The following is a 24,350-nucleotide window of genomic DNA, read 5'->3' on the forward strand; positions in this document are numbered from 1 at the left end:
GCAAAGCTTAGAATTTTGCAGTGAGAGAAACACCAACTTGACGTGGGTTTCCATAGGTTAAGACATATTGTCCAGCAGGACCATTTGGTCGCCCATGAACTTGATATTCTTCGTCCAGCAAGTTTTTAACGTAAGCATTAACTTGGTATTTATTATTTGCGCTGATATATCCAACGTTCGCGTTCCATAAGGTGTACCCTTTTTGACTCAAGATTGGGTCAACAGAATAATCTTGACGATTGACTAAGAAAAACTCGCGGTCACGATATTTTGCATCTGTGCCCACAATAACGCGTGCTCCACTATCAAGATTAAAGGTATATTCACCTCCTAAACCGATGGTGTACTTTGGAGAACGAACCAAGCTGTTACCTGTATTGTCAGCATTTACGACATTGGTTACTGGGTTTTTATCAACAAAGTCGGTGTATTCACTGTCTAAATAAGCGCCTGCAAAACGTAGGCGTAAATTATCGGTAGCTAAATAGGTGGTGTTTCAAAAAGTATGCTGAAACAAAGCAGGTTGAATTTTGATAAAATAGAGAAATGCGAATAACTCTAGAAATCAAATGTCCAACCTGCCTCAGTGACAGTATAAAGAAAAATGGCATCAAAGTAGATGGGAAACAAAACTATCAGTGCAAAGACTGTAAACGTCAGTTTATTGGTGACCATGCTCTGAGCTATCTAGGATGTAATTCAGGCATTACTCGAAAAATATTACAGTTGATGGTCAGAGGTAGTGGTATACGAGATATCGCTGAAGTTGAGCGAATCAGTATCGGTAAAGTTTTACGTACTTTAACCGAATCGACCTACCAAATTCAGCCTAAACAAAGTCATTATGAGTCTCTTGAAGTTGATGAGTTTTGGACTTTTGTGGGAAATAAAAATAATAAACAATGGCTTATTTACGCCTACCATCGAGAAACAGGTGAGATTGTTGCTTATGTTTGGGGTAAAAGAGACTTAGCTACAGTTCAACGATTGAAAACAAAGCTTAAACAATTAGGTATTCACTACACCCGAATTGCAAGTGATCATTGGGACAGTTTCATAACTGCTTTTAAAAACTGCAAGCAAAGTATTGGTAAATTTTTTACTGTAGGTATTGAAGGTAATAATTGCAAAATAAGGCATCGAATTAGGCGTGGTTTTAGAAGGAGTTGTAATTTTTCAAAAAAGATTGAAAACCATTTTAAAGCTTTCGACTTAACCTTTTTTTACATCAATAATGGCTTCATTTAATGTCAGCATACTTTTTGAAACACCACCGCTAAATAATCTAATTCTAATTCGGCACCTTTTACTTCTGCTTTAGGACCATTTGCCAGAACTGAGGTTACCCCACCACCTTGTCCTTCTGTCGCAACCAATAAATTTGTTTGAATATCTTTGTAGTCATAATAGAAAATATTGGCATTGGCGGTTAAATTGCCTTGTAACAAGCTAGACTTCAAACCTAGCTCATAGCTATTTAAATATTCAGGGTTAACATCTGCAAGTTGCGTCAGGCTACTAGAAAGTCCAGTGTTAAAACCACCTGAACGGAAACCTCGAGCAAAACGGAAGTATGTGTTGATATCAGGAGTGATTTCATATTCTGGCGTAATATCGTAAGTCAGCTCATTCCATCTCTTTTTACGACTTGTTGAACCATTTGCATTCGGCGCTGGGTTATAGACTGCATTGCTATACCCATCCTTTTGCCACCAACTGCCTTTGGTGTAATCACCTGAGGTAATTTGAACAAGATCTAGATCAATATCTTTTTCTTCACTTGTCCAACGTAGACCACCTGTCACTTTAAATTTATCGGTAAATTTATAGGTGCTGTTACCAAACAAGGCAAAACTTTGTGTGGTCTGGTTATAGGTAATATCTCTAAAAGCTGGTGTTCCCGCCGTCTGAGCTGGAGCGCCATTCGGTAATGTTTTATTTACTCGCGCACTTACACCTGTTGAATCTAAGTCTTCATTAAAAAAGTGGAAACCTGCGATCCAACTGAGTCTTTTTTCAGCATCAGAAGAAACACGAAACTCTTGGCTATATTGGCGCCATTCATTATCGCTATAGCTTCTTGCTACATCGTAAGGCGTATAGTCACCATCAGAAATAGATTTTTGAGTGGTTTTATCAAACGCTGTAATGGATGTAAAAGTATGACCGCCGCCTAAATCTCCTGTTAATGTGAGTGAAGCGCCATCATGTTGAATTTTATTACTTTCAAGTAAATCTAAATTTGTATCTCGGCCTTGTGGTCTTTCATAAACACCCCAGTATTTTCCAATACTTAAAGAGCCATTATTACCAAGACCATTATAAGTTTGGCTATGTAGATTGACTAAAGCATTCCAATCATCATTAACTTTTCCTAATATCTGGAAGCGAAATGATTTTTTATCTACATCCCCGTAATTTTCACCATTGGCTAAATTTTTTGCATAGCCATCGCGGTCTTCTGAATAGAATGCTCCTCGTACGGCAACGTTATCTGATATAGCCCCATTCACGGCACCTTCAAAAGTACGAAGATTATGGTCACCTATTCCTATTGTTCCATAACCAGTCGGTTTATCTGTAAAAACAGGTTTTCGTGAAATGTAATTTACTGCCCCAGCCGTGGTGTTTTTACCGTAAAGCGTGCCTTGTGGACCACGTAGAACCTCAATACGTTCTAAATCGAATAAATCTCCAGCACCAGCAACAGGCGCATTTAAATAAACGCCATCTGCATAAATACCGACTGGAAAAACTGTAGAGGCTGCTACATCGCCAGTTCCTAGACCACGAATATACCAACGTGGACGGCTATCACCATCTGGGTTTTCCGCTGCTGCATTGGGCGTATAAGTTAAAACATCGCCAATAAATGTTGAGCCTTTCGCGGCCAAATCTTTGCCTGAAACCGCTGTAATTGCAGTTGGAACTTTTTGAATGTTTTGTGCACGATATTGTGCAGTAACGATGACATCGCCTAGTTTTTTTACATCTTTAGCATTTACCACTTGAGCTTGTTGCTCAGCAGGAATTGCATCAGCATCATCGTTCGCTAAAGCTAATGTCGAAACACTCGCCGTTACTCCCCACATAGCAGTTAAAATACTCTGCCTAATTTTTGTAACCTTAAACATGGTGACTCCATTTAAATAAATCTATTCTTATATTGGCAACTTCTATGCCATTTAATTTATTTAAATAATTTCAAATGCTTAATAAAATTTTAAAAATAAAAATGATTCAATGCTGCTGATAGATAGACAGTCTGAAAGGTATTATTGTTGTTATTTCAACATTCACGATTTAACGTGTTTTATATCCCGTATTAATAATAAAGCCATACAGACGCATGGCTTTTTAAGATTCGTGGAAATGATTGATTGGTTTTAAAATTTATAACTAAATTGGCCTTGTACAGTCAGAGGACGCATTGGTTGTAAAAACTCACTATTCGACCCTGCCAAACCATTCACAAAATTTCGTTCATTGGTTAAGTTAAGAATGTTAAGGCCCACCGTCCACTGTGGCTGGCGATAATAAAGACCTAAGTCCAGATTATAGTTATTCGGTACTTTCACGGTTTGACTTAAGTTTGTGTACCAGTAGCTTGTCCACCATCCCGAAAGGTTGACGCCAAAACCAGACTGATGTTGGTAATCTACATAAGCACTTGCAGAGTATTTGGGAATTCCTGCTGCATCATAACGTCCAGCTTTACGTTGGTTTAAAGCATTATTGTCTCCCCAAACCGTAGCATTGTCCGCATGAAAGCCAAATGGTGAAAAACCAGCAGGTACAATAGAGCTGTATTCAGCATTTAAATAAGTGAAATTGCCCCCAATCGCTATATTTTTTTGGAGTTGCCATCTTAATGATGACTCAATACCTTTTATTTCAAAGCGAGCCATATTGCCGTTGGTATCAGGCGATAAATCTCGTTTTTGTTCAAATCCACTTAGGGTTAAAAATAACTGGTCAGTGATAGGTTCATATTTAAATCCTACTTCTTTTAGTTCACTTTGACTGTCAAAAGATAAAGGATTGAGTTGATTTCCTGCACCCCAAATCAAGAAAGGCCCAAATACTCCCGTATTTAATGCAGTGCTTTTGTCATAAGTAAAATAGAGTGTGCTTTTCGCAGTAGGCTTAATAAACGTACTCAGTTGATAGCTCAATAGACTATATTTGTCACTCGAAGAACGGACATCTGTTGGGGTTAAAACAAGTGGGTTTTCAAGTTTTGCTCTTACAGAACTGTGGTTAATGCCTAAATTAATACCGAATACATCGTTAAAGGTAAAGTTTTGTTGAGTGAACACACTCAACGTATCCCAGAAACCAGAGCCCGTATAGACAGCGCCTCCTCCATTCGGTGGAAAGCCACCTTTTTCAGCATATAAACCATTTCCAATTGGGTACATGCGCGGCAAATTTAAATAGCCAAAATATTGAGAATATTGTGGTACTCCGGCTTGTCCAATCCAACCTCCTGTTGAACCGCTATTGTTAATCAACCCCAGTAAATCACCAGGGTTCTTCTGCGATGGATCATTGGTTAAATCATAAGGATTAATATTAAAACTATTATTTGCAGCTAAAGAGGTAAACTTCTCATGACGATATGTTCCTCCGGTACTGCTTTTATTATTAATTTTTATGCCAGCTATTTCAAAATCATAGTCACCTAAAAATTCTAGTCGGTTATCAATTAACTCATGATCTAAATCTGTAAAAAAGCTTCCAACAGAGTCGCCTAAATCTTTGTTATTTTGATAGAGCGTACTGTTTGCAATAGACCAATGGTCATTTAAATCTTTAATTACTTTTAATTGAGTGCTAAATCGCTTAGCACTATTTTTATCTTCACTACGTCCTGAAACATTATCATCTAGCTTGACCAATTCATTACCGGGGATTGATGGATCGTAGACCCAACCTTTAATCGTTCCTGCTTGATCAGCAGTTGAGTTCGGTAACGGCGTGGTCTGAACTCCACCAACAGCAACATATTGGTTTTTATCGTTCTTCTGACGAGTTTGCCAACCAATCACTTTAGAATTTGCCGCACCCGATTCAAATACAGGAGACCAAAAAGTCGATCCGTTTTGAATAATAGGCGTAGCTCTACCTTTGTAATAAAGGCCATTATCAACAGATTGCTGCGACGCTCTATTCCAGCCATGCGTCACGTTAAAATCGTAATAGTCATCGTAACTGATATTCCAATCTACCCGTAAACGATCATTTGGACGCCAAGCAAGTGCCCCATAAAATGCATTAAAATTATTTTTCACATTGTCATAATAGTCATCTGTCTTTTGTGCTGTTGCGCTCACGCGAAATGCTAATTCTTTTGAAATGGGTGCCGTATGATCAATACTGACAGAGAAATTAGGCTCTGCACCTTTACCTGAGTAAATGGAACCTACAGTCCCAGAGATATTGGTTTCAGCTTTATTAAAATTAGGCTTTTTGGTCAGGTAGTTAATATATCCGCCAGAACCTGAAGTCGGCGCAAAAATTACACCTGTTGGCCCTGCCACAATATCGGCTCCTTCATAAGCATTGAGATTGGTTGGATGGCGAGTACTGTAAATGCGTTGACTATCTTGAAAAACTTCCGAGTTCTGTCCACGAATTTGTGGAGCAAAGTTAGCATTTTGTCCCCCGCCTCGCGTAATACTCGGTGCATATTTGACGAGATCATCCGCACTGCGAATAACATCTTCTCTAAATTGTTGTTCTGATACTTGGGATACTACACGCGGGGTATCCAATACAGAGCTATCCGTTCCATAAATTGAGGTAACTTTGCGTTTAGGAATTACAGTAGTTTTCTTGGCTGCTCCAGTAACGACTACATCGGACAAAGTAATTACATCACTTTCAGAATCACCTGCTTGCTGTGGCGTTTCTTCGGCAAAAACATATAACGGTAAAGTCGCCCCTAATACGCTAAGCGCAATAACTAAAGGTTTTAATTGAAAAGGCTGTCTCATATCACACTCAGTAAAGTAAATTTACAATGCGTTACGCAAAGCCTATGCCAACCATTGAATCGCCAAATAATTCAATCTAACAATCTGATTTATTTATTTTTAATTTCTAATTGTTTACTTATCAATTCTATTCATGTTTATTTTTTCAACAAAGCTGTTGAAATAGAGACACTCACCAAAAACAATAATTATATAAGTATTTGATAAATATATTAAAATTATATAAAAATATTGGCATTTATTCTGCAATACCTTAGAAGATGAAGATCTAATCAGGTATTTATAATGACAAATCAAACATTTCAGTTATCACGTCGAAAATTTTTAACACAAAGTCTCACGGCGCTAGGTGGCGTCTCTTTGTTGGGCAGTTTATCAGGTTGTGGCCCCTCTCCAGATAATAGTAAAGAATCAAAAACTTCCTCTTCAGCAACACCTAAGCATGGAGGTGTTATACGCTTAGGTTTAATTGGAGGACAACAATCAGGCAGTCTAGATCCTCATCTTTCAGCATCAGGAAGTGGTATTACACGAGGTTTCGCTATTTATAATAAATTATGGGAATGGGATGAAAATATGCTGCCCCGACTTGCTTTAGCGGAGTTTGCAGAACCTAATCACAATGCAAGTGAATGGACCATTCGGTTACGTAAAGGCTTAGAATTTCATCACGGTAAAACCATTACTGCTGATGATGTGATCTTTTCAGTTAAACGTCTAACAGATCCTAAACTCGCCTCACCATTTCGTAATCTGGTGCAGTGGATTGACCGAGATCGTATTCAAAAACTAGATGAATATACGGTTCGTATTCCTTTTATTAGTACGATTCCCGGCTTTGTTGCACTGCCCGAAACTTGGGTAAACTTTGGAGGAATTGTACCGACTGACTTCGACCCTATTCATAATCCAGTCGGAGCTGGTCCATATAAAGTCAAAGAGTTTATTCCGGGGCAGCGTTCTGTTTTTACCCGTTTTAATAATTACTTTAAAGCAGACAAACCTTATGCAGATAGTTTTGAAGTGATTGATTTTAAAGATCAGGTCTCTCGATTAAATGCTTTATTGGCTGGACAAATTGATGTCGCAAATGCGATCTCACCTGAATATATTAAAATTTTGGAGCAAGCAAAACACATTCAAACCATACGCTCTGCGACCAATACGCATAATAGTTTTGACTTTAACACTCAACAAGCGCCGTTTAATGACCCTAGAGTGCGTCAGGCATTTCGTTTGATTGCAAACCGAGAAGAGTTGGTACAGCGAGGCTTAAATGGACAAGGTCGAATCGCCAATGATCTTTATTCGCCGCAAGACCCTGCCTTTCTCAATTTGCCGCAGCGCCAACAAAATATTGCCGAGGCAAAAAATCTATTAGCGCAAGCAGGTTTTAAAGATGGTTTGAATGTAGAACTTGTTACCCCAGTGAGTAGTGCTCAACCTGCATTAATTTTTGCCGAGCAAGCAAAACAAGCCAATGTGAATATTCGAGTTAAACAAGTCGATTTTACAACATTTAATGGCCCTGACCGCAGTAAATGGCAGCTATCGAGTAATGCGACCAATGTCGGCACGCCATATTTATCGACTGCCGTTGTTAATGATGCACCCATTTCCACAACGAATCGTGTGAACTTTAAAGACCCTGAATATAGTGAGTTATTTTTTAAAGCCCTGGCAGAGCCTGATTTAGCCAAACGCAAAATCCATTTAGCGCAAGCACAAAAAATTCAACATGAGCGTGGTGGAATGCTCATTTGGGGATTTAGCCATACGATTGATGCAGCAGCTAAAAATATTGGTGGTTTAGCTCCTGAACATACGATTTTTCCGACATGGCGCTTTGAAAAACTCTGGAAAGCTTAATACTCATCTGTACTCACAATATAAAAAAAGCTGCCGAAGCAGCTTTTTTTATGGAGGTATAATTATTTAGGCACTGTAATCACAGAAAGTTTATCTACGCCTACACGTTCAATACTTGCCAATAATTTTGCAACTGTTCCATACGGTACGGTCTCATCAGCATTTAAGTTTAATGCTAGTTTAGGGTTACTGCTTTTACGTGACTTTATTTCTTGTTCAAAGTTCGCAAGTGTCACCTTATCTTTATCAAGGAATATTTCACCTTGTGGATTTACACTAATCACTACAGCTTTGTTTTGGTCTGTCGATTGAGTTGGAGCAGCTTTTGGTAAGTTCACTTTCACCGTATTTGTTAACAAAGGAGCTGTCACAATGAATACAATGAGTAAGACCAACATGACATCGACTAGCGGCGTGATATTAATTTCACTGACGACATCGTCTTCTTGAGAGGTAGAAATTGCCATTATGCAAACACTCCTTTCTCTTTCACTTCTTTAGCAGAATTATCTTTAAGCGCCGTATTACCAGTCGTACCCTTTTTTGCAGTTGGTAGTTGGAATCCTGCTTTTTGATTCAGGCTCACGAAATCCGTCGCAAAATCATCAAGATCTGCGCCAATTGTTTTTACTTTACGCACAAAGTAGTTATAAGCAAGCACCGCAGGTACAGCAACTGCAATACCAATACCTGTTGCCACCAGCGCTTCTCCAATTGGTCCAGCCACGACATCCATACTTGCATTACCTGAATGAGCAATTGCTTGTAATGCATGAATAATCCCAAATACTGTACCGAACAGACCAATAAATGGGGCGTTATTTCCAATAGAAGCCAGTAAAGCTGAACCTTTTTCTAATTGGCGGCGCTCAGTTAGAACTTGTTTACTTAAATGGCGCTCTAATAAGTCCTGACGGCTCCAACTGTTTTGTAAGTCTTGATGCGTCTTTTCATCTGCTTCAATTAAAGTCTGAAACCCTGTATTAGCCACTCGTGCTGCTGGGCCTTCACCTAGTTCAGACTTAGTTACTGCATCTGATAAGTTTTTTGCTTTCCAAAACTCTTCTACAAAAAGCTTACTTTGTTTTGTCGCTCGTTGCGTCTGGACCACTTTAACCACAATCAACACCCAAGTCACAATTGAGAAAGCAACTAATAACCAGATCGTGCCGTCATGGATCAATGAATTAATATCTGACATGAAAATATCCTCTTAATTTAAATTTTATTTCGGTAATTGATAATGAATTGGAACATCGACCCAGCCTTCTACAGGGGTTTTCCCTTTTAGCGCAGGTGAAAATTTCCATTGCTTTACTGTTCTTACGGCAGCACTGTCTAGAAGTTTTTTGCCACTACTTTGCTTGACACTGACCGTATCAGGACTGCCATTTGCTAATACTTTGACCCGTAAAATGACTGAGCCTTCCCAACCACGTTCTAAAGCTTGTTCAGGATATTCAGGTGCAGGGTTACTGAGATATCCGGCATAACCTTTGGCTTCAGTCACAGGTAAATTGTCATCTGACGCTTTTACAGGCTCAGCCACTTTTTTAACCGGTTCTGCGACTACTTCTTTTGTGACCACAGGTTCTGCAACTTTTTGTGGAGTGGGCTCAGCCACCGCTTTTGCAACTGGCTTAGGTTGTTCCACACTTTTTGGGACTGGTTTAGGCTGTTCAACCTGTTTAGGAATTGGCTTGGGTTTTTCCACCACAGGTGGAACTTTTGGCTTCTCAGTAATCGGTGGAATTTTGGGTTCAATCACTTTAGGTGGTTCAACCGGTTTTACGATTTCAATCACCACAGGTTCTGGTTTATGAATATCTAAAGCTGGTGTCGGTAATTGTTTTGCGACATACCAAATTCCAAGATGTGCTGAAGCAACCGCAATAATTGCGATTAAGACTTTATTCAACTTCACTGGAGCAGGTTGAATAACGTCTTGATCATGCCGTGCAAACGGATCTGCAATTTCAGTTGTGGCTGCAACTGTCGCAAATTGCTCAAAGAGCAAAGCCCGCTTATGGGGATTAAAGATTTGATCACGCATAAAAATTTAAACTAAAAATAAAAGATTAAGTGGTAAATTGCACAAGCCATGCCAAAAATATAAGTTATTATTTTTTATGAATTTAATTTGTATTTTTCAAATGATTGATACAAAAGATGTTGGTTTTCAGACAGTGTTATGCTGTTCAAACAACAAGATCCCTTTGATATCGCAAAGGGATCTAAGTTTATTATTTTAATTTATATCCTACTAAGGGTAAGACTTCTTCAGCCACTCGATATGCTTCTTCTAAATGCGGGTTACTGGCTAAAATAAAATGTCCCACCCCAATATCAATATATTCTTGCAAACGTTCTGCGACTTGCTCATAGCTCCCGACTAAAATACAGTTTGGGCCACCTCGTACATTTGACATTCCCGCCCACACATTCGGACTCACAAATAGGTCTTCAAAACGGTTGCCCTGTGCTAAGGCTTGCTGACGCTTCGCTCCTACAGATTCAGTGTCTTTTCGTTCAAAAGCATTACTATCGACAGCAATGGTTTCATACATTTGTTTAAGTTCTTGGAAGGCTTGTTCTTGGGTTGGTCGCGCTAAAATATCAATACGCATACCAAATTTAACTTTTCGTTCTGGTGAATTCTGTTCAAAGAAATTTTGAGCCTGTTCGATTATTTTCTTCTGTTGGTCTACAGGTTCGCCCCAAGTTAAGTGGATATCTGCATGACGGCCTGCGACTTGTAAAGCCGCATCGCTTGCACCTGCTAACCATAAACGTGGAACGTCATATTGATTCATTGGGTATTTCAGGCCGCCCTGTTCAACATGGAAAAACTTTCCATCGTAATTGAATGGTGCATGGTGCGAATAACCTTTCACAAATTCTAAAAATTCGTTGGTCCGTGCATAGCGTTGATCATGTTCAATAAAGTCCCCATATGCGCGTTGTTGTGCACCGCCTCCCCCTGAAATCACATTCCACTCTACTCGTCCCTGACTTAAGCGCTGCAAACTTGCAGCCATTTGGCTTGCATAAGCAGGATGAATAAACCAGGGCTGAATTGCGATGAGCAAACGAAGTCTTTTAGTTTCTCTTGCCAGTGCAGACGCTAACACCCATGGTTCTTCAGTATGTGGAAAAGCTGGAATGAGTGCGCCGTGAAAACCAACAATATCGGCTGCTTTCGCCACTTGCTCGACATAGTCATAGTAAGCAAATAACTGATCTTCATGTTGCGGTGCAACACGTTGTGGAGATTGGACTGTTGGAGTTAATTGATTCCATTCACCGCGTGTGTGTAATTGATGTGCTCGACGACCATCCCCATGAACAGGGATTCTCCATAAAAACTCAACTGACATAATGAATCTCGATAATTTAAAGATTTGACGATATTTAATTCGTTAAAAGTCTTATGAGCAGGAATCATGCCGTTATTTTTTTAAATTAATTTTTAGCTATACTACTGTTTTATATAAATATTAAAAAATCGAGTTTAAAGGCTGTGTTGATATTTCAACACTTAAACGCTAAAGAGTGTCCCAATCACAACACAACGGTGGCATTTAACCTCAATAATAATTCAGAAAAAATATAATCAATTGATTTGTTTAAGATAATTTTATTGGCTTGGTTCTTGCTCAATACCCATATATTTTTTAATTCTTATGATGATATGCGTATTTTTCCACGTCTAGTTTTAGGTTTTAGTTTTTTGGGTCTTGTTGCTTGTGGCGCACAAAAAACAGAAGAGACCACCCCAAAACAGTCTGAACAGCAACAACTTCGAATTGCTGTGGTTGCCAATGGCACTTCAGGTAGCTTAGATTTCATTGGTGTGCCACAACTTATTTCACAAGATCAAATTTTTCTAAAAGCATTAAAGCAAAATCACATTGAATTAAAATGGGAACCTGTGACTACTGCTGCTGTAGCAACTCTGGTTAATGAAAGTTTTCTAAATAATAAAATCGATTTTGCTTTTTATGGAAACCTTCCTGCTGTAGTCCTTAATGCCACAGGCGTTAAAACACAAATTGTTGTACCCGGAGGTATTGGTAATAACGTCTACCTTATTGTTCCAGAAAACTCACCTATTAAATCTATTGAAGAATTAAAAGGTAAAAAAATTGCATTACATCGTGGCCGTCCGTGGGAAATTAACTTTGGGCAACTCATACAAAGTAAAGGATTAAGCCTAAAAGACTTTCAAATTGTGAATTTAAACCCGCAAGCTGGGGCTGCTGCTTTATCTGCCAAAAGTGTAGATGCCTTTTTTACCTTAAGCGATGCGCTTACTTTACAAGATCGCCATTTGGGTAAAATTATTTGGTCGTCACAATCTTTGCCAGCAGACTGGAAAATGCGTGCCGAACTCTGGGGGAGCAAAAGTTATATTGAGCAACATCCAGATACCACGCAATTACTTGCTGATGCGACAGTACGTGCAATGGACTGGATTGCGCACCATCAAGATGAGTTTCAGCAAAGTCAAACTAAGTTTGGCCAACCTCTTAGTGTGATTCAACGTGAAAGCCAGAATACGGCAAGCACATGGCAACAAGACTGGTCTCCAGACTATCAAGTCGACTTTCTGAAACAGCATTATTCAAAAGTCATTGATCATGCAGTGAAAAATCAGCTTATTCAAACTCCAATCAAAGCAGATGAACTGTTGAATCCGAAGTTTACCCGTCAAGCGATTCAAAATTTACAGACGAATCATGCTTCAAATAAGCAAGGAAACTAGACAATGAAAATACTAGTAAAGCCACTTATTGAGCAAAATAACGTTTTATTTGAGCCTGTAAATTATTTTGTGTAAGTTCCATTTTTTATAAATGATCTTTTAATCGATCATCGAACTGAATCGTAAACCAATTCATTGCTAAACGCCAATTTTGAATTGGCATCGTCCATTTCTTCGCAGCATTTGATGTTGCTAAGTAAATGACCTTCTTTACTGAGTCATCAGATGAAAAGATTTTCCTTTTCTTCGTTGAATGGCGTATTACGCTATTCAACGACTCAATCGCATTTGTTGTATAAATTGCATGACGTATTTCGGCTGGATAGCTAAAGATCGTTCGGATATTTTCCCAATTGGCCCGCCAGGATTCTCCAATTTTGGGATACTGGTGATTCCATTGATCACAGAAGATGTCTAGGGATTTTAAAGCATTTTCCTCTGTACTTGCCTGATAAATCGCTTTCAGACCCGACGTAACAGCTTTGTAGTCTTTCCAGCTTACAAATCTCAGGCTATTGCGTACAACATGCACGATACACAGTTGAATATCAGTATGAGGGTAAACAGAGGCTATCGCGTCAGGGAAGCCTTTTAATCCATCTACACAGGCAACAAGAATGTCCTGTACTCCTCGATTTTTTAGCTCTGTCATGACTGACAGCCAGAATTTGGCACCTTCTGTCTGAGCAATCCACATACCCAGTAATTCTTTTTGCCCATCCATATTGATGCCTAAAGCAAGGTATACGGACTTGTTAATCACATTGGAGTGCTGACGGACTTTGACAACAATACAGTCAAGATAGACAACAGGATAAAGGCTATCTAAGGCTCTATTTTGCCACTCAGTCACTTGCTCAATCACAGCATCGGTAACTTTGCTGATGAGAGATGCTGACACATCGGCATCGTACATTTCTTTGAAGAAGGCTACAATTTCCCTATTAGTCATTCCTTTTGCATACAGTGAGAGGATTTGGTCATCCATACTGGTGATGCGTGTTTGGTGCTTTTTGATAATTTGTGGCTCAAATGAACCTTCTCGATCACGGGGAATATCTAAAGCCAGTTGTCCATCTTGAGTTGTAATGGTTTTAGAACTAAACCCATTACGGCTATTTGAGCCTTTCTTGGGCTGATGCTTTTCATAACCGAGATGGTCTGAAAGTTCAGTATTGAGTGCAGTTTCAATCATGAATTTTTTAAAGACTGCTGTCATTTGGTTTAAGTCTTCTGGTGTTTTTAGACCTTTAGCCAATTCGGCAGCCATACTTTTGATTGTTGCTTCATCCATGTGAAGTACCTTTTGTAATTATCCTCTGAAGGATAAATGAAAATTAAGTACTTACACAAAATTTAGAACAGTCCCTTTTATAAACCCCACTCCGTAAGACATTTTCTTCTAAAAAGGTGTATGGGCTGCTCTCTGTGATTTCACCCTTATTAGTATTACTCATTTGGCATTTGATTAGTTCTTTACAGATTTTCCCAACCCAAATTTTGGTGCCGCCTAAAACTGTCTGGAATACTTTCATTGCGTTGTTACAAAGTGGTGAACTTCAAATGCATCTCAAAGATAGTCTTTCTCGTCTGTTTTTGGGATTTTCTATTGCAGCAATCAGTGCAATTGCTTTTGGTGTTGCCTATGGGGCGAATACTTTATTTCGCAATTACACCTATATTTTATTTAACGTTTTTTATCAAATTCCGATCTTTGTCCTTATTCCTATTTTTATTTTAGTTTTTGGGATTGGTGAATTATTTAAAATTTTACTGATTATTAAAGCCTGCTTTTTTCCAATTGCATTAGCAACGGCCGATGCAGTCAAAAATATTCCCAAAAAATATATTGAATTAGGACAAATCTACCAGCTTAAAACACGAGCTTGGCTCAGGCTTATTATTCTTCCGTCCATAGTCCCGCCGTTAATTGGTGGACTACGAATTGCACTTGGTCGTGCATGGCTGATTTTAGTTGCCGTTGAACTACTGGCAGCTGGAACGGGTATTGGGCAAATGATGGAACTAGGACGTCAAATGTTGCGCTTAGATATCGTGATGGTTGGCGTGTTTATCACAGGCGTGGTCGGGTTTGGTTTAGATAAAGTTTTACGTTTAGTGGAACAACGATTTATCTCGCCTGCGCTCAGTTCGGGGGAGAAATAAATAATGTCTCAGCGTTCATTTACTTTAAAACAATCATGGCAACGGCCAATTATTTTAATACAAGGCCTAGTACTACCATTACTGTTATTAGGCTTATGGCAATACAACTCAAGCTTAGGCGCCAGTCATGCCTATGCATTTGTTCCTTTGCAAAACATTTATTTCGCATTTATTAAATTGCTTGAAACAGGTGAATTGTGGCTAAACACGTGGGGAAGTCTTAAAAAAGCTGGAATTGGATTTATCTTGGGTTCGATAAGCGGATTAATTTTAGGTACTTTGCTTGCCTATTCAAAAGTTTTAAATGCTTTAGTTTCTCCAATATTTAACAGTATTCGACAAGTTCCATTACTGGGTTTAACACCTTTAATTGCCTTATGGTTTGGTAACGGAGAAGAAGCAAAAATCTTTATTATCGCGCTTGCTTCGTTTTTTCCATTAGTGATTAATACATTTCAGGGCCTTAGCCACAATGATGCAAAATACGATGAAATCGCACGTATTTATCAATTTTCATTCTGGCGAAAATTTAAAAAAATACGCCTTCCTCAAGCCCTACCCCATATTTTAACTGGTCTAAATTTAGCCGTGCCCTTTACTTGGATCACCACTACAGCAAGTGAATTGCTATTCAATGCAGGTGCAGGACTCGGCAACTTAATGATGAAAGCCGAGATTAATGCAGAAATGGATATTCTGTTGGTTTGCGCCATAACGGTTACTCTTTGTGGGGCCTTTATGACAGCAAGTATTCATCTTATTTCAAAACGCCTGCTGCAATGGCGTACCTAATTTGTCTTTTTAAAAAATATTGTTAGGAATTTATATGTCTTTCTCACTACTTTCTATTAAAAAACTCAGTAAATCTTTTCAACGTGATCAAAATACTTTGACCGTTTTAGATGGTATTAACCTCAACATTGAGCAAGGCGAATTTATCTCGATTGTTGGCAGCAGTGGCTGTGGAAAATCAACATTATTACGTCTTATTGCTGGATTAGATCAAGACTATGACGGTGAAATTTTATTGAATCAAACCCAAATAAAAGGTACCGATTTAAAACGTGGTCTTATCTTTCAAGAACACCGATTACTTCCATGGCTTACTGTTTTTGAAAATATCCATTTAGCACTTGAAGAGACTCCACTCACCCGTGAAGAGCGAAATTTACGGGTAAATGAGCATATAGAAATTGTTGGGCTGAAAGGTTTTGAAAAGGCTTATCCACATGAGCTGTCTGGTGGCATGGCACAACGTGTTGCAATTGCCCGTGGACTCGTTAATAAACCCGATATTTTACTTTTGGATGAGCCGTTTGGCGCTTTAGATGCCATCACACGGAGTCACTTACAAGCTGAGCTTCAGCGTATCTGGCAACACGAAAAAATCACCATGATTTTAGTCACCCACGATATTGAAGAAGCTGTCTATCTTGGAGACCGTGTCATTGTGATGTCAGCCCGACCAGGAAAAATTAAAGAAATTATTCAAGTTCCACTGACACATCCTCGACATAAAGAAAGTGAACTTTTATTTGGTTTTCGCAATCAGGCACTTAATATGCTAGATCACAAAGCATAATTAATTTGAATATTGATCGATATTAATATGATTTAGAAAACAGATAATATCGTGATATTAATATTCTTTACATTTAATTAATATAGGATAGAGAAAATGGGTTTATCTATTTGGCATATTTTACTATTTGCAGTGATTGTTGTTTTATTATTTGGAACTTCAAAGTTAAAAAATCTAGGTAAAGACTTAGGTGGTGCAATTAAAGATTTTAAAGATTCAGTTAATTCTGATGATCAGAAGTTATTGCAAAACCAGCAATACAAAGATATTAGTCCAGTTGAATCACATAATGAAAAACAAAATAAAATATGAGTGATTTATTATTATGTTTAATATCAGCTTTGGAGAGTTATTAGCTTTTGCAATTATTGCGCTTATTATTTTAGGACCTGAAAAGCTTCCTCACACGTTAAGATCAGTCCTCCTCAAATACAGAGCAGTTAAAAACCAAATTAGTAAAATTCAAAATGATATTGAAAACGAACTTGACCTGATCGAACTTAAGAGAGTCATGCAAGAAGAGCTGCAAAAAATAAAACAAAATGAAGAGCAGCTCAAACAACAACTTGCTCTCATGCAACAAGAAATTGAAAATGTACAAACATCTGTTTTTACAGAACAAAAAACCAAAGCACGCCGCATCAATGACTATATCTATACCCGCTCACAAGATGAGCTAAAGACACCATTTTTAGCTCATTTTAAAACAGCCCATAAATTCAGTGAGGATCAAGCCGCATGACGGAACATATTGTCAGAGAAAGTCTCACTGAAATGAAATATAGCGAACATTTAAAAGAATTAAGAAAACGGCTGATCTATAGCATTGGTATTGTTTTAGCGATTTTTTTATTATTACTTCCGCTTGCTCAGAAGAACTACCATTTTCTTGCTCATCCTTTAATTTCATTACTTCCTAGCAATTCCACCATGATTGCAACAGATGTGATGAGTACATTTTTAGCACCATTTAAACTCAATATTTATTTTGCGATTTTATTAAGTATTCCCTTTATTCTTTATCAATTTTGGCAATTTGTAGCTCCAGCTCTTTATCAAAAAGAAAAAAGATTCGGTATAGCACTTGTACTTTCGAGTAACCTTCTATTTTATTTAGGAATTGTGTTTGCCTATACTTTAATTTTGCCTCTCGCTTTAAAGTTTTTCGTCTTGGCATCGCCTGATAATGTCTTACCCATGACGGATATCAATAGCTATCTAGATTTTTGTTTAAAGCTTTTTCTTGCTTTTGGTCTGGTATTTCAAATTCCAGTTTTAACCTATATTCTTATTTTTATTGGTCTTATTTCTATTCAACAGCTAGAAGCACATCGTAAGCACATCATTGTATTCTTCTTTTTTATTGCAATGTTTATTACCCCTCCTGATGTTTTTAGCATGCTTGCTCTTGCAGTCCCAATGTGGTTGTTATTTGAATTGGGTTTATGGGTCACAAAATTCACAACGCAAAAAAACATCCATTAAAAAATGGATGTTTTTTCTAGGTAAAACCCTTAAGCAATTTCATTTTCATTCTTATTAGGCAGTAAGTTATATCTTGATAAAAGATTGCGTAAAACATTACGCGATAGGCCTAACATTTTTGCTGTCTTGACCTGATTATTCCAACAACTTGAAAATGCAGTATTTACTATTTTATCTTCAATGATATGCCATGCTTCCCCATCATATTCTTGAAAAAGACGCTTCAAAATACTTTCAAACTCTTGAATAAGATCATTGTCTGGTAACACGGCAGAACCCGTTTCCTCAGAAAATCTTAAATGCTCAAGATCAATTGTTTTACCGCCACTCACCAGCAAAGCATAGTGAATATTGTTTTCTAGCTCACGAATGTTGCCTGGCCAGCTATAGTTCAGTAGCGCATTTCTTGCTCTATCACTGATATTTGGCTTAGTGGTAATGAGCTTTTGAGAGTATGAACTTAAGAAGAAATCAACCAGAGGTAAAATGTCCCCTTTACGTTCACGTAGTGGCAAAATATTAAGCACAACCACGTTCAAGCGATAATATAAATCAAGACGAAACTTGTTTTCTGCTACAGCTTTACGTAGATCGACGTGCGTCCCCGACAAAATACGGACATTAATTGGAATTGGTTTTCGACCACCCACGCGTACGACTTCTTTTTCTTGCAATACTCTTAACAGCTTAACTTGTAAGGATAGAGGCAACTCACCTACTTCATCTAAAAATAAAGTACCCCCATCGGCTGTTTCAAAAATACCAGCTCGAGTTTTGTTTGCACCCGTAAAAGCGCCAGCTTCATAGCCAAACAATTCAGACTCGGCAAGAGTCTCGACCAAAGCACCACAATTGACCGCAAGAAAAGGCTTATTTTTACGATCACTTTTCAAATGAATTTCGCGTGCAATTAACTCTTTACCTGTCCCGGACTCTCCTTGAATGATGACACTAGCAGAGCTTGGAGCAATCGTTTCAACTTGATTTAATAATTTACGGGAGTTCTGATCTGAAAAGATAATTGCTTTTGCTCTTATTGGTTTTACAGGAACACCATTATCAGGCAAAGTAATTACTTTATAATCATTATCTAAAAAGGTCTTCATAATTACCCCATAAAACTTATGATATAAGCATTCTAAAAGGCTATATTACATTTCAGTGCGTTTTTTAATAAATAACAAATAAATATATTTAATCCAAAATTCACCTATTTTATTCTGAAAATATTTTCTCTTATAAATTAAAAATAAACACAATTCTTTTTTTATGATGTGTTGCTTATCAAACACAATGTTGTCTTTTTGATTAAATCTAAACACTCTAAAAAATTATAATCCATTCCTATATTTGATTTATATAGGTATAAAGCTTGGCATTTATTTTGCTCATTCATTTAAAATTCACAAAATAGGTTTAATAATGAGCATCGAATTTGTAGGTATGGTTTTCCCTAACCAATGGTCTGAAACCAAAGGAACACGAATTGGCCATAAAATTGACCTCGAATATCTACGTTACCATGCACGGGCACATGAATATGCTGGTTTTGATAAAGTCTTAATTGCTAGCGGGCCAAGCAGCCCAGACAGTGCACAAATCGCGGCATATCTTGCCCAACATACAGAACGTCTTGGATTTATGATTGCCCATCGTCCTGCACTGCTCACTCCAAATCTTGCTGCGCGTTCTTTTGCAACACTTGATCATACTACTGGTGGTGGAAGAATCCGTTTACATGCGATTACGGGAATTACAGCTGAGCCTCAAGAAGGTGATTATATTATTGATAAAGTTCAGCGCTATGAGCGGACGGGTGAATATCTAGATATCATCCAGAAACTTTGGAAAAGCGATCAACCAATTAGCTATGAAGGTAAATACTTTAAGTTAGATAATGCTTTTTGCCCGTTAAAGCCAGTCAACGGTACAATCCCGATATCATTTGGTGGCTCATCAGACATTGCTTATGATATTGCAGTTCGCCATGCAGATCTCTATTCACTATGGGGTGAACCACTGGCTGGGGTAAAAGAGCAAATTACTAAGTTGAAGCTCGCAGCAGAAAAAGCCAATAAACCGCAGCCTCCTGTTAGTTTATCTGTACGTCTTATTATTGGTGCAACCGAAGAACTTGCTTGGCAACGAGCAGAACAGATTCTTGCAGATATTCAAAATAATCCAACTTTTCAAAATAATGGCACATTATCTGGACATAAAATCAAAGGCATTGGTTCACAGCGCTTATTGGCAGCAGCCCAGCAAGGTGATCGACATGACCGCGCATTATGGATGCCAACCGCAACTGCAGTAGGGGCTTATGGCGATACGACTGCCCTTGTTGGTACGCCAGACACCATTATTGCCTCATTACTTGATTATGTAGATTTAGGGGTGACGACTTTCTTAAATCGGGGCTACGATCCGATCTATGATACGGTCGATTATGGTCGTTATATCATCCCCGCTGTACGTGAAGAAGCAGCCAAAAGATTAAAACAAATCGCTTAAACATTTAAAGCAAAAGCCGCTCATTCAATATCTTTGAAGAGCGGTTTTTTTTAATAAAGATTTTCTTCAGTGAGAAAATCTTTAGTCCATCTTTTATTGCAAGTCAGGTTTACAAATAGCCTGAATTTTCTCTCCTGCAATCACTTTTTTAGCAAACGGAATTGAATCTTTTAATGAGGCATTCACAGTTTCGCTATGTCCTAAGCCATGATACAAATGACCTTCGACCACTGTACCTGCTTTACAAGCATCTGCCACCAGCTTCATTTGAGAACGAGCATCTGGTGTTCGGTCATTTGCTCCCGTTCCAATAAATAATGGATGACTAATTTTTAATGTAGGGTAATAACCATAATCATTTGACTGTTTCTCTTGCAGCTTTTTATAGCTTGCCGGCGGATTAGGTTTATATGCTTGTGCTGGCGAAAGCCCTGCGGTTTGAATATCTCCCATAAAACTTGTTAAGCAGGCATTTCTTGCTTGTTCAACTAAAGGAGCAGCTTCAGGCGTGAAAATATCGTCTGTTTTAATTTCTGGATATAAGCTTTGTGTCACTAAAAAACTATAGATGCCATAAGCCAGTGATGGGCTGACTTCGTAAGGATTTAACTTTAACTGATTTTTTTCAGGCGTCGCTTCAGGATCTTGATAAATCACACCTGTACCAATTGAACCTTTAATATTTAAGTCAGGTGCGTACGTTGCCGAGTAGGAAGAAGCCGCAACAGCCCCAGCGCCTCCTTGTGATTGGCCAACAATCACAAACTTATTAGCAAGTGGCAACTTGGTTTTTAAAGCGGCTCTACCGCTATCTAAAATACTATAAGCCAGCATTGGGTTATTAATTAACAAGTGCGGTCCTGCAACACCTAACCCTTCATAATCTGTGGCAACGACCGCAAATCCTTCTTTAAGCCAACGATTTAAATATTGTACATCTCGGTATGATCGTCCACTCCAAGACGGCGCACAAGCATCAGCCAAACCGACCGTACCATGTGCCCATAACACCACTGGCCAACCTTCTTTCGGCGGCGTTCCTTTTGGTAAGTGAATACTTCCTGAAACCACAATAGGTGTTTTGCTATCTTTACCACTGGTAGAACTGTAGAGAATCCGAATAGCCTGACTGTCATTTGCCAAACGAATATAAGGATTATGAATCGCTTCTGTTTTTAATAATTTTCCTGCCTGTTCAGGAATAGCTGATTTCCATGTATAAAACTCGGAAACTCGGCCATCTCCATATTTATCTTCAGGCGCTGGAGCTTGTTGAGCAGTCGCCAAACAACTTGAAGTTAACATTGTTGTGATTAAAGAAAACTTGCATAGAGTTGATAAAAAAGTATGTTGCATTGTTATTTACCTTAAAAACTGTCTCATGATTTTTGATTTAAAATTCGTAACTTACGCGGCCATATAAATACATTCCAAATGCTCCTTCAGGCGCATTAAAACTATATTTGACAATATTGCCGACCGAAGAATCTTTGGCTTGATCAGGATGGCTATTAAATAAGTTGATCGCCCCTAAATTGAATTTCAGGCCTTTCACTAATGCATCCGCTTTGTAGCCAATATCCAAATCTGCAATCCACTGAGGGTCAAAGGTTTGGTCTAGTGCAGTATTGGTATTATTTAAAGTGGTCCATTTATCGTAGCGACGGACAGCCGTATTCACGCTCCATGCTTGATTTGACCAAAGTGCGCCAAGCGTTAGCTTTGTTTTCGGTGCAGCAGACTCAATCAGGCTTTGTGTATTTCGTCCTGCAATACTTGAAACAGGAATCCGCTCACCTTTTGCGGTAATAGAATCTCGAGTTTCGGTAATTTCATTTTTGTTATATGCCAGGCCTAGGTTCAGATTTAACTTGCCATATTGTTCAAGGTTTAAATCATGTTTAAGTGCGAGCTCTAAGCCTTGAGTACGTGTATCTAATAAATTATTAAAGAACGCCACATTGGCAATATTTGAATACGGTGTATTGGCAAAAGCATTGGTAATTACACTTCCGGTAATATTGTCTGAAAGCAAAATACGATTTTTAATATCGATTTGATAAAGGTCTAAAGTTGCCGATGTATTAACAAGTGGCTTCCAAACAAAACCTAAAGAATAATTCGTCGATTTCTCTGGTTTAAGAGAAGTTCCGCCAATGAGTAAAGCCGCCTCACTTCCTGCAACTAAAGTTCTTTGTTGAACATCTTGCCAACCTGAAGGGGTTTGCACTGTTTGTACGCTATAAGCCGAATAGCCCTGCTGTGCCAATGACGGCGCTCTATAGCCTGTATTTACTGAACCACGTACCGTAAATTTAGGTGATACATCATATTTAGCAAATATTTTTCCGTTTGTGGTCGAGCCAAAGTCTGAATATTTTTCACTTCGAACAGCGGCACCCACATTCAAGTCTTTAATAATATCTGCTTCTAAATCTAGATAGATACCATAAACATCGCGGCTGATTTTTCGTTCATCTTGGTCTGTAATTCCGGCATATATTCCTGGAACACCAACACCCAAAGTTGTGCTTGGATTAAAATACGGGCCGCGGGTATAGGCAATTGGATCACCTGCATTTTGCTTATATTGCTCCCAACGATATAAAACCCCTGTAGATAACGTGAGTGGGCTTGCTAACCAGTCAATTGCAATATCACGGCTATAATCTAGCCCTGTATTTAATTGTGAAAAAATATTTTCACCCAAGTCATAGTTTGAAGGAGAATTTGGCCCGTAACTTGGATTAATGCCATTGCCTTGTTTTGTGCTGACTTTATTTTGTCCATAGGTCGCATAAAGATCATATTTACCTGACTTCTGCTCTCCTTTTTTAACTCCAACGGTCGTTGCAAAATCATCTACAGTGACTAAGCTCAATGGCGAGCGTCCATCTGGATAGCGTTCTTTAAAATAGCTGGATTGATTCAGTACAGTTTTGGTTGTTGGTGGCTCATAAAAGTTTTCCCCTATTGTTTTACGATGTCCATAGCTACTAAAACCATAAAGTGCAAGGTCATCAGTCAAAGGCAAATCTAGATTGGCAGTCACATTGATTTGATCTTTTTGTTCGGGGGAGCCAAATTTCCAAGTTCTATAGGGTGTATTTTGTTCTGTATATTGAGCCTTGGTTGAACCATCATAAAAAGTTCGCGTATCAGGTGCCGTGTTACTTGCGGCTTCACGTTTGCCTAAATCTAATGCAACCGTCAACGCACCATCATTAGGGAGCGCAAAACCTTTCCAAAGATTAACTTTATGTTGTTCACCATCTCCTTGAGTATAGCCACCCGTTTGATAGCTTACGCCCCCTCCATGATCTCGTGATTTCAAAATAATATTAACGACACCGGCAATTGCATCTGAGCCATATTGTGCCGCAGCTCCATCTCGCAAGATTTCTATACGCTCGATCGCGCTCACTGGAATTAAACTTAGGTCAGTTACCGCTGCGCCTCTTCCACCTGCATAGGCTTGGCGGGTGAAATAAGCGGATGTATGACGACGTTTTCCATTAATTAAAATTAGAGTTTGATCAGCAGATAATCCTCTAAGTGCAATACTTGGCGGAACCGATGCCCCAAACCCACCTGCAGGAGAACTCGGTAAAGTCACCGAAGGAGACAATCGTGTTAACGCTGCTGCAAGATCAGTTGCACCAGTCTCTTGTAACTCTTTGGCAGTTAAAATATCCACGGGTGCAGGTGCATCAAGAGAATTACTAATTGCTCGTCTAGAGCCTGTAACAACTACAGATTGTAATGTGATGGCATCCTCTTTCTCTGGCAAATTCTTTTGATCATTTGCCAAAGTAATTGAGGCAGTGAGTGTACTCAGTGCAAAAATTGAGGAGTGAAGAATGAATTGAGAAAAATATGTACGCATATTGGCTTCCTTAACGATCTAGACCGATATAGCAAAGCCGATGCCAAATATTTTATTGTTTATTATCAATATATTAAGAAGATTAAA

General features: G+C 38.6%; 19 protein-coding genes and 2 pseudogenes. 10 read left to right on the forward strand and 11 right to left on the reverse strand.

The genetic code is table 11. The features are described 5' to 3' along the window. Positions 1–7: 7 nt before the first annotated feature. A pseudogene (locus tag F985_RS12865) lies at positions 8–487 on the reverse strand (TonB-dependent receptor domain-containing protein); the annotation flags it as partial. A gap of 59 nt (positions 488–546) precedes the next feature. Here F985_RS12865 and F985_RS12870 point away from each other — a divergent pair. Beyond that, positions 547–1,248: an IS1-like element ISPa14 family transposase gene (locus tag F985_RS12870; RefSeq protein WP_001223318.1), complete on the forward strand. Its 702-nt coding sequence runs from the start codon at positions 547–549 to the stop codon at positions 1,246–1,248. Between the two features lie 26 nt (positions 1,249–1,274). Here F985_RS12870 and F985_RS12875 read toward each other — a convergent pair. Both F985_RS12875 and F985_RS12880 read right to left on the reverse strand, forming a co-directional pair. Continuing rightward, positions 1,275–3,134: pseudogene (locus F985_RS12875) on the reverse strand (TonB-dependent receptor); the annotation flags it as partial. A 252-nt stretch (positions 3,135–3,386) separates the two neighbouring features. Then, on the reverse strand, positions 3,387–5,999 hold the full coding sequence (locus F985_RS12880; protein ID WP_004701577.1) for a TonB-dependent receptor: 2,613 nt from the start codon (positions 5,997–5,999) through the stop codon (positions 3,387–3,389). A gap of 285 nt (positions 6,000–6,284) precedes the next feature. Between F985_RS12880 and F985_RS12885 the strand changes: the two genes are divergently transcribed. Next, positions 6,285–7,868 (forward strand): ABC transporter substrate-binding protein, encoded by a 1,584-nt coding sequence (locus tag F985_RS12885; RefSeq protein ID WP_004701579.1) that lies wholly within the window; start codon positions 6,285–6,287, stop codon positions 7,866–7,868. Positions 7,869–7,930: 62 nt separating this feature from the next. Here the strand turns inward: F985_RS12885 and F985_RS12890 are convergent, their stop codons facing one another. The 4 genes from F985_RS12890 to F985_RS12905 all read right to left on the reverse strand — a co-directional run bounded on the left by F985_RS12890 (position 7,931) and on the right by F985_RS12905 (position 11,245). Further along, positions 7,931–8,335, reverse strand: coding sequence for an ExbD/TolR family protein (locus tag F985_RS12890; protein WP_001018517.1), 405 nt, complete (start codon positions 8,333–8,335; stop codon positions 7,931–7,933). Further along, a complete protein-coding gene (locus tag F985_RS12895) occupies positions 8,335–9,069 on the reverse strand; it encodes a MotA/TolQ/ExbB proton channel family protein (RefSeq protein WP_004701581.1) in 735 nt (244 codons plus the stop codon). The genes F985_RS12890 and F985_RS12895 overlap by 1 nt, the downstream gene beginning before the upstream one ends. A 24-nt stretch (positions 9,070–9,093) precedes the next feature. Continuing rightward, positions 9,094–9,921, reverse strand: coding sequence for an energy transducer TonB (locus F985_RS12900; RefSeq protein ID WP_004701582.1), 828 nt, complete (start codon positions 9,919–9,921; stop codon positions 9,094–9,096). A 190-nt stretch (positions 9,922–10,111) separates the two neighbouring features. Further along, positions 10,112–11,245: an LLM class flavin-dependent oxidoreductase gene (locus F985_RS12905; protein WP_004701584.1), complete on the reverse strand. Its 1,134-nt coding sequence runs from the start codon at positions 11,243–11,245 to the stop codon at positions 10,112–10,114. 314 nt (positions 11,246–11,559) lie between these two features. Between F985_RS12905 and F985_RS12910 the strand changes: the two genes are divergently transcribed. After that, the gene (locus F985_RS12910) at positions 11,560–12,633 is read left to right on the forward strand and encodes an ABC transporter substrate-binding protein (RefSeq protein ID WP_004701586.1); all 1,074 of its coding nucleotides are present in this window, start codon (positions 11,560–11,562) and stop codon (positions 12,631–12,633) included. A gap of 85 nt (positions 12,634–12,718) precedes the next feature. On the opposite strand, the gene F985_RS12915 is transcribed toward F985_RS12910, so the two are convergent. Then, positions 12,719–13,927, reverse strand: coding sequence for an IS256-like element ISAba26 family transposase (locus tag F985_RS12915; protein ID WP_000343018.1), 1,209 nt, complete (start codon positions 13,925–13,927; stop codon positions 12,719–12,721). A 116-nt stretch (positions 13,928–14,043) separates the two neighbouring features. Between F985_RS12915 and F985_RS12920 the strand changes: the two genes are divergently transcribed. The 6 genes from F985_RS12920 (at position 14,044) to tatC (ending at position 17,866) form a co-directional block, all read left to right on the forward strand. Beyond that, on the forward strand, positions 14,044–14,799 hold the full coding sequence (locus F985_RS12920) for an ABC transporter permease (RefSeq protein ID WP_031944472.1): 756 nt from the start codon (positions 14,044–14,046) through the stop codon (positions 14,797–14,799). A gap of 3 nt (positions 14,800–14,802) precedes the next feature. Beyond that, positions 14,803–15,591 (forward strand): ABC transporter permease, encoded by a 789-nt coding sequence (locus tag F985_RS12925; RefSeq protein ID WP_004701589.1) that lies wholly within the window; start codon positions 14,803–14,805, stop codon positions 15,589–15,591. Positions 15,592–15,610: 19 nt separating this feature from the next. Then, a complete protein-coding gene (locus tag F985_RS12930) occupies positions 15,611–16,381 on the forward strand; it encodes an ABC transporter ATP-binding protein (protein ID WP_081401283.1) in 771 nt (256 codons plus the stop codon). Between the two features lie 96 nt (positions 16,382–16,477). Then, positions 16,478–16,693 (forward strand): Sec-independent protein translocase subunit TatA, encoded by a 216-nt coding sequence (locus F985_RS12935; RefSeq protein WP_004701592.1) that lies wholly within the window; start codon positions 16,478–16,480, stop codon positions 16,691–16,693. 13 nt (positions 16,694–16,706) lie between these two features. After that, a complete protein-coding gene (gene tatB, locus F985_RS12940; protein ID WP_004701594.1) occupies positions 16,707–17,123 on the forward strand; it encodes a Sec-independent protein translocase protein TatB in 417 nt (138 codons plus the stop codon). Continuing rightward, a complete protein-coding gene (tatC, locus tag F985_RS12945) occupies positions 17,120–17,866 on the forward strand; it encodes a twin-arginine translocase subunit TatC (protein WP_004701597.1) in 747 nt (248 codons plus the stop codon). The genes tatB and tatC overlap by 4 nt, the downstream gene beginning before the upstream one ends. 29 nt (positions 17,867–17,895) lie before the next feature. Here tatC and F985_RS12950 read toward each other — a convergent pair whose 3' ends face one another. After that, entirely contained in the window at positions 17,896–18,972 is a 1,077-nt protein-coding gene (locus F985_RS12950) for a sigma-54 interaction domain-containing protein (RefSeq protein ID WP_000846949.1), read from the reverse strand. A 316-nt stretch (positions 18,973–19,288) separates the two neighbouring features. On the opposite strand from F985_RS12950, the gene F985_RS12955 reads away from it, so the two are divergent. Next, positions 19,289–20,377, forward strand: a complete 1,089-nt coding sequence (locus F985_RS12955) for an LLM class flavin-dependent oxidoreductase (protein ID WP_004701599.1) — start codon at positions 19,289–19,291, stop codon at positions 20,375–20,377. Positions 20,378–20,470: 93 nt separating this feature from the next. Here the strand turns inward: F985_RS12955 and F985_RS12960 are convergent, their stop codons facing one another. Next, positions 20,471–21,733, reverse strand: coding sequence for a lipase family protein (locus F985_RS12960; RefSeq protein WP_004701602.1), 1,263 nt, complete (start codon positions 21,731–21,733; stop codon positions 20,471–20,473). Between the two features lie 37 nt (positions 21,734–21,770). After that, positions 21,771–24,263, reverse strand: a complete 2,493-nt coding sequence (locus F985_RS12965) for a TonB-dependent receptor plug domain-containing protein (protein ID WP_004701604.1) — start codon at positions 24,261–24,263, stop codon at positions 21,771–21,773. Between the last annotated feature and the right edge of the window lie 87 nt (positions 24,264–24,350).

The sequence above is a fragment of the Acinetobacter seifertii genome (assembly GCF_000368065.1).
Taxonomy (GTDB): Bacteria; Pseudomonadota; Gammaproteobacteria; order Pseudomonadales; family Moraxellaceae; genus Acinetobacter; species Acinetobacter seifertii.

Bases quoted from the DNA above. Each gene is read 5' to 3' on its own strand.
- F985_RS12870 (WP_001223318.1), top strand. From the start codon at position 547: ATGCGAATAACTCTAGAAATCAAATGTCCAACCTGCCTCAGTGACAGT.
- F985_RS12880 (WP_004701577.1), bottom strand. From the start codon at position 5,999: ATGAGACAGCCTTTTCAATTAAAACCTTTAGTTATTGCGCTTAGCGTA.
- F985_RS12885 (WP_004701579.1), top strand. From the start codon at position 6,285: ATGACAAATCAAACATTTCAGTTATCACGTCGAAAATTTTTAACACAA.
- F985_RS12890 (WP_001018517.1), bottom strand. From the start codon at position 8,335: ATGGCAATTTCTACCTCTCAAGAAGACGATGTCGTCAGTGAAATTAAT.
- F985_RS12895 (WP_004701581.1), bottom strand. From the start codon at position 9,069: ATGTCAGATATTAATTCATTGATCCATGACGGCACGATCTGGTTATTA.
- F985_RS12900 (WP_004701582.1), bottom strand. From the start codon at position 9,921: ATGCGTGATCAAATCTTTAATCCCCATAAGCGGGCTTTGCTCTTTGAG.
- F985_RS12905 (WP_004701584.1), bottom strand. From the start codon at position 11,245: ATGTCAGTTGAGTTTTTATGGAGAATCCCTGTTCATGGGGATGGTCGT.
- F985_RS12910 (WP_004701586.1), top strand. From the start codon at position 11,560: ATGCGTATTTTTCCACGTCTAGTTTTAGGTTTTAGTTTTTTGGGTCTT.
- F985_RS12915 (WP_000343018.1), bottom strand. From the start codon at position 13,927: ATGGATGAAGCAACAATCAAAAGTATGGCTGCCGAATTGGCTAAAGGT.
- F985_RS12925 (WP_004701589.1), top strand. From the start codon at position 14,803: ATGTCTCAGCGTTCATTTACTTTAAAACAATCATGGCAACGGCCAATT.
- F985_RS12935 (WP_004701592.1), top strand. From the start codon at position 16,478: ATGGGTTTATCTATTTGGCATATTTTACTATTTGCAGTGATTGTTGTT.
- tatB (WP_004701594.1), top strand. From the start codon at position 16,707: ATGTTTAATATCAGCTTTGGAGAGTTATTAGCTTTTGCAATTATTGCG.
- tatC (WP_004701597.1), top strand. From the start codon at position 17,120: ATGACGGAACATATTGTCAGAGAAAGTCTCACTGAAATGAAATATAGC.
- F985_RS12950 (WP_000846949.1), bottom strand. From the start codon at position 18,972: ATGAAGACCTTTTTAGATAATGATTATAAAGTAATTACTTTGCCTGAT.
- F985_RS12955 (WP_004701599.1), top strand. From the start codon at position 19,289: ATGAGCATCGAATTTGTAGGTATGGTTTTCCCTAACCAATGGTCTGAA.
- F985_RS12960 (WP_004701602.1), bottom strand. From the start codon at position 21,733: ATGCAACATACTTTTTTATCAACTCTATGCAAGTTTTCTTTAATCACA.
- F985_RS12965 (WP_004701604.1), bottom strand. From the start codon at position 24,263: ATGCGTACATATTTTTCTCAATTCATTCTTCACTCCTCAATTTTTGCA.